Source organism: Maricaulis sp., assembly GCF_030149235.1.
GTDB lineage: Bacteria > Pseudomonadota > Alphaproteobacteria > Caulobacterales > Maricaulaceae > Maricaulis.
The window spans coordinates 1-6,195 of the sequence record NZ_JASBRW010000042.1 but is presented as its reverse complement, the minus strand read 5'-3'; the positions used below and the strand labels follow the sequence as shown (position 1 = coordinate 6,195).

Annotated in this window: 4 protein-coding genes and 1 pseudogene; 3 read left to right on the top strand and 2 right to left on the bottom strand. The window is 64.9% G+C overall.

Annotation, left to right across the window (positions count from 1 at the left end):
• Both Q1V51_RS06645 and Q1V51_RS06640 read left to right on the top strand, forming a co-directional pair.
• Positions 1-937 (top strand): helix-turn-helix domain-containing protein (locus tag Q1V51_RS06645; RefSeq protein WP_300554428.1); only part of this gene is annotated, 937 nt, incomplete at its 5' end.
• A 201-nt stretch (positions 938-1,138) separates the two neighbouring features.
• Positions 1,139-1,849 (top strand): annotated as a pseudogene (locus Q1V51_RS06640) (IS6 family transposase).
• A gap of 190 nt (positions 1,850-2,039) precedes the next feature.
• Here the strand turns inward: Q1V51_RS06640 and Q1V51_RS06635 are convergent.
• Both Q1V51_RS06635 and Q1V51_RS06630 read right to left on the bottom strand, forming a co-directional pair.
• Entirely contained in the window at positions 2,040-2,894 is an 855-nt protein-coding gene (locus Q1V51_RS06635; RefSeq protein WP_300554425.1) for a DMT family transporter, read from the bottom strand.
• A 141-nt stretch (positions 2,895-3,035) separates the two neighbouring features.
• Positions 3,036-3,623 (bottom strand): recombinase family protein, encoded by a 588-nt coding sequence (locus tag Q1V51_RS06630; RefSeq protein WP_300554423.1) that lies wholly within the window; start codon positions 3,621-3,623, stop codon positions 3,036-3,038.
• A gap of 165 nt (positions 3,624-3,788) precedes the next feature.
• Between Q1V51_RS06630 and Q1V51_RS06625 the strand changes: the two genes are divergently transcribed.
• Positions 3,789-6,195, top strand: a 2,407-nt coding sequence (locus Q1V51_RS06625; RefSeq protein ID WP_300554420.1) for a Tn3 family transposase, incomplete at its 3' end; no start/stop codon positions are given.

Genomic DNA, 6,195 nt, shown 5'->3' with positions numbered 1-6,195 from the left:
GCTTGCTCGCGTTGCGGCCCGGTTGGGGATCCTCGATGAACGCCTGCGCCGGGGTCCGGCTGGCTGGCGGCAGCGGCTTGCCCTGATCGAAGCCGCGGATCTTAGCTGGCTCACGCAGGACCGGATCGGCCTCGACCGGTTGTCGCTCTACATGGCGCTGCGGGTTTCGACCGTAACGGATGATGCGCAAGCGCTGTACCGGATCGGCTGGACCGTGCGGCGGCTGACCGGCGGACCCGCGCCGTTGGCGCGTCGGTCATGTGTGGGCGACCTCGAAACCTTCCTTGATCGGCGCGCCCGTCCGGGGCAGGGGGAGCGTCTCGACGAGGCTAGGGCTCCCTCGCGCATGGTCGAGATGGCAGAGCGGGAAGCCTTCGAGGACCGGGCTGCCGGATGGCTTGCGATGATGGATCAGGCCGAAGACCTCCACCCCGTAGCGCGGGCCTGCATGGGTTTTCATCTCTGGCATGTCGCGGAGCTCTCGCCGATCGACGATCCGCTCGAGGCCGCGGTGACGGCGTCGCGTGTTGCGATCACCGAACTCGCACCGTCAGGGAGCATGCCCGGCGCGATCTTCGCACCGATCGCGATGGGCGGGGGAGGGGGCTTCCGCGCGATCGGGGACCCGCCCGCCCGGCTAGCGCGCTGGCTGAACGCGATGGAGAGCGCAACATTCGCAGCCCTGCGCAGGCTCGAGGAGATCGAGGCTTGGGCTGCTGCCGCGGAACGAACGATGGCGCCGCTTTCGGGCAAGACGCCGCCGATGCTGCGCGAGCTTTTCACAAGCTGGCCGCTGGTCTCGGTCCAAATGGCCCAGAAACTGACAGGCACGCATCGGGCAACGGTTCAGCGCAACATCGATTGGATGGTAGAGCAGGGCCTTATCCGGGAGGTAACAGGGCAGGGGCGATACCGGATGTGGCGGGCGGCGGCGTGAACATCACGGAAAATCGACGATCTTAGGGCCGGCTCCCCCGCCTTCGCAACGATGCGCAGCCTCGCCATGCGGTTCTATGGCATCATTCGCGGTCGCCAGGCAGACCCGCTCCCTGCATGGATCGACGATGCGATCGAAACCAACCTGGCGTCACGGCTTTGTCAGGTTGCTGACGTCGCGGCGTCCGGGTAGTTCAGCTCCATGTTGAACATCGAAGATTTTTCGCGGATCAAAGGCTTCCGGTTTCCGAAGAGTGTCATCTGATACGCCGTCTGGGCCTACCACCGGTTTGCTTTGAGCCTGCGCGACGTGGAGGATCTTCTGGCGGAACGGGGTGTCACGGTTTCCTACGAGACAATCCGCAACTGGGTGAACCGCTTCGGCCACGGGTTCGCCGCCAAGATCCGGCGTGATCGACCAGCGCCGGCCGACAAATGGCATCTCGACGAGGTTGTAATCCGGATCAAAGGCGAGACACATTGGCTGTGGCGGGCGGTCGATGCGAACGGTGATGTGCTCGACATTCTCATCCAATCTCGGCGAAACAAGGCCGCCGCCAGGCGGTTTCTGCTCAAGCTTCTGAAACGTTGGAGCGCGCCGCGTGTTATGGTGACGGACAAGCTTCGCTCTTATGGAGCCGCTAAAGTGGAGATTGCACCCGGCCTGGAGCATCGCCAGCACAAAGGTCTGAACAACAGGAGCGAAGCGTCGCACCGACACACCCGACGGCGAGAAAAAATAATGGGGCGCTTCAAATCCCCGAGGCACGCGCAACGATTCCTGTCCGCTCATGACCAGATTGCCTGTCTGTTCCGCCCAAAACGCCACCGCCTGTCCGCCAAAGCGTACTGCCACGCGAGAAACGATGCTTTCGACTTGTGGGCTGGCTATGCAGCGGAATTGGCCGCCTGAGTGGCAACGTTCGCGCCAAACTGAGTCTGGGCGGCAACAACCTGACAAAGCCTTCTCGGGCGTGTCCGGGGAACAAGGCGCCTGCAGCCCTCCCGCGCCCCTGCACGGGTGGATCGCGTGCAGAGGCTGGGCTACTGCAGAGCAGCTTCGTGGCGCTTGTCAGTGTACGCCACGCACGGGGCCGCCGCGCCTAGCGCCTCGGCACTAGCGCCAGGCCGCCGAAACCCGAGGCGAAGATCACGCCAAGGCCGAGCAGGGTCAACGGCTCCGGCCAGTCGCCGAAGACGAGGAACCCGATCACGGTGGCGGCGATCAACTGGAAATAGATGAGGGGCGCCGAGACCGTCGCCGGCGTCGTCCGGTTCACAACCACCAGCAGATAGTTGCCGAAGGCAGAGGCAAGCGAACTGACGATCACAAGCACCCAGACCCGCAGGTCGGTGCTTGCCGGAATGCTGGCAAGGCCCGCAGGCAGCAGCAGCACCGCCCCGATCAGCAGTTGCGAGCCGAGCAGGAAGGGCGGCGGATAGAAGGCGGTCAGCCAGCGCGTCGCGGCAAGATACGAGCCGTAGAGCGTGCCGGCCAGCACCGCGAAAATCATGCCGGTCCCCATCTCGCCGCCGGGCCGGACGACCAGCAGCACGCCGGCAAATCCCAGCCCCAGCATCACCGTGCGCGCCCAGGACACGCGCTCGCCCAGCAGCAGGGCCGACAGCACATAGGCCACGATCGGGCCGATGAAGAAGGCGCCGAAGACATTCGCGATGGGCTCGGTCCGAAGCGCGGTCAGGATCGAGGCGATGGCGCCGACGATCAGGGCCGCCCGCAGGATCAGCCGCCAGTCCAGCAGGCGCCCCAGGCCGGCCGGCCCCAGGCCCAGCACCCAGAACAGCAGCAGGGCCGCCAGCGCGAAGCGCGACCAGGCCACGAACAGCGGCTGCACCCCCGCCCCCGTCAGCAGCTTGCCGGCCGTGTCGCCGCAGACGATCGCCGTGGTGGCAAGGGCGACAAGGCCAAGAACCGTCAGGGGCGCAGGGGTCTGCATCGGCATTTCCTTCAGTCTGCATCGGCACGCTATCCGGCAGCGCGCAAGGCCGGATCGGACCCCCCCGCATCCCCGGCTGATGCAAGCCTGCCAAATCCCGCAGACGCAGGGGTCTGATGCCGGAGGGGGCAGAATCCTACGCTAAGGTGTAGTTTTGGCCGAATTTCGCTGTAGCGTCCTGTAAACGGTCGGTCTGGAGATGGAGAAGAGCTCAGCGAGATCGCTGATGGAGTAGTCGCCGGAGGCGTGCATCCGGTTCAGCTCTTTTTGTTGTTTTTCAGAGAGTTTTGGCTGCTTTCCCCGGAGTTTGCCCTTTGCGCGGGCGATGGCCATTCCCTCCCGGGTGCGCATGCGGATGAGGTCAGCCTCGAACTCGGCGAAGGTGGCCAGGATGTTGAAGAACATCCTTCCCATCGGGTCGGTCGGATCATAGACCGAAGCGCCGAGGGCGAGCCTCACGCCTTTCTTTTGCAACTGATCTGCGATCGCCCGGGCGTCCGGGACCGAGCGCGCGAGGCGGTCGAGTTTCGGCACGACCAGCACGTCGCCTGCGCGCACGGCGGCCAGAGCCTGGTCGAGGCCGGGCCGGGCGCGGTTCGTGCCCGTCAGGCCGTGGTCTGTGTAGATGCACTCTTCGGCGACCCCAAGCTCTGCAAGGGCAGCACGTTGCGCCGTCAGATCCTGACGGTCGGTGGAGCAGCGGGCATAGCCAATCTTGGTCGCGGTCATGCAGCGAGTGTACGGATAAGGGGCCACATGTGCGAATCAAATCGTACCATCTATACGAGCCATGGCGAGGCGCGGTTTCCTTGCCGTTCTCTGCCACCTCGACCCATGTCCGCTGATCGGTCCCCTTACGGACGGTCGTCCATCACGATTTCCTGAAAGATCGCCATGCCAAGACGCAGCATTCTCACCGACCGCCAACGGGCGGCATTGTTCGACCTGCCGACTGATGACGCGTCGATGCTGCGCCATTACACCCTGGCGGACGACGATCTGGAGATCATCCATGCCCGCCGCCGTCCGCACAATCGCTTCGGCTTTGCCCTGCAACTCTGCGCGCTGCGGTATCCCGGGCGGCTGCTGGTGCCGGGCGAGGTCATTCCACTGGCAGTCACGCGCTTTCTGGCAGCGCAGCTTGGGATAAGGCCTGATGACCTGGCCGGATATGCCGCGCGCGAGGAGACCCGGCATGAGCACCTGGCCACCTTGCGCGAAATCTATGGTTACAAGATGTTCGCGGGCCGTGGGGCGCGCGATCTGAAAATCTGGCTTGAAGGTGCGGCCGAAACCGCCCGGTCGAACGAGGATCTGGCACGGCGCTTCGTCGAGCAATGCCGGGCGGCCCAGACCGTCCTGCCCGGAATCACGGTCATCGAGCGGCTTTGCGCGGATGCGCTCGTCGCGGCTGAACGGCGGGTCGACGCCCGGATCGCCAGTCGGCTGGACGATGACATGCGAACGCAGCTCGATGCCCTTCTGACCGAAGATGCGGGCGGCTCGGTTACGCGGTTCGTCTGGCTGCGTCAGTTCGAGATCGGGCGGAACTCGGCTGATATGAACCGCCTGCTGGACCGCCTGGAATACTTGCAGGCTTTGGAATTGGACCGGGGCACTCTGGCGAATGTACCGCCGCACCGGGTTACCCGCCTTCGCCGGCAGGGCGAGCGATACTTCGCGGGCGATCTGCGGGATATCTCGGGTGACCGCCGTCTCGCCATTCTTGCGGTCTGTGCTCTGGAATGGCGCAGCGCCATTGCCGACGCCGTGGTCGAGACCCACGATCGGATCGTCGGCAAGACCTGGCGCGAGGCGAAATCGCGATGTGACGCCCGGATGGACGATGCCAAATCGGCGCTGAAGGACACCCTGCAATCCTTCGCCACCCTCGGTTCCGCCCTCCTGGAAGCGCATGAGGACCGGGCCTCCCTCGAAGAGGCCGTCGGCAATGCCGGAGGTTGGCTATCGCTCAAGGGGCTTGTCGCCACGGCGACCCAGCTCACAGACACCCTGGCCGCCGATCCGCTGGCGCATGTCGGTCACGGTTATCATCGGTTCCGGCGCTACGCGCCGCGCATGTTGCGGGCGCTCGACATTTGCGCCGCGCCCGTGGCGGAACCGCTGCTGGCGGCGAGCGCGATCATCGCGGGCACGGCGACGGCGACGGTCCTGCCACTGACATTCCTTCGTCGAGGCTCGAAATGGTTGCGGCATCTGAACGCGGATGCTGACGAGGCAAGCAGACTCTGGGAGGTCGCGGTCCTGTTCCATCTGCGCGAAGCCTTCCGTTCTGGCGATATCTGGCTCGGGCATTCGCGCAGATTTGGCGATCTGAAGGAAGCGCTGGTCCCGGTCGAGGTCGCACGCGACACGCCAAGGCTGGCCATGCCCTTCGAACCTGAGGCCTGGCTGGCGGATCGTAAGCTGCGCATGTCCGATGCCATATGCCGACTGGCGCGCGCGGCAAAGGCCGGGGCGATCCCCGGCGGCTCCATCGAGGACGGCACCTTGAAAATCGACCGGCTGACCGCCGCGGTTCCCGAGGAAGCCGATGCGCTGGTTCTCGATCTCTATCGCCGCCTGCCGGAAGTCAGGGTCACCGATCTTCTGTTGGAGGTGGACGATGAGATTGGCTTCACCGAGGCCTTTACCCATCTGCGCACCGGCGTGCCCTGCAAGGACAGGATCGGCCTGCTGAACGTGTTGCTTTCCGAGGGGCTGAATCTCGGCCTCAGCAAGATGGCCGGGGCCACGAACACGCACGACTTTTTCCAACTCTCACGCCTGTCGCGATGGCACGTCGAAAGCGAAGCAATGGCGCGCGCCCTGGCCACGGTGATCGAAGGGCAGTCGAGGTTGCCGATGGCGCGGTTCTGGGGCGGCGGGCAGAGCGCTTCGAGCGACGGCCAGTTCTTCTCGACGACACGTCAGGGCGAGGCGATGAACCTGATCAACGCCAAGTACGGCCATGAACCCGGGCTGAAAGCCTACACCCACGTCTCCGACCAGTTCGGACCCTTCGCCACACAGACCATTCCGGCTACCGTGAACGAAGCGCCCTACATCCTTGACGGCCTGCTGATGACCCGCGCCGGCCAGAAGATCCGCGAGCAGTATGCCGATACCGGCGGCTTCACGGACCACGTCTTCGCTGTCACCGCCCTGCTCGGATTCCAGTTCATCCCCCGAATCCGCGACCTGCCATCCAAGCGCCTCTACCTCTTCGATCCGGCCGCTTGCCCGAAAGAGCTGAAGGGGCTGATCGGCGGCAAGATCAGAGACCGTCTCATCGCCGCGA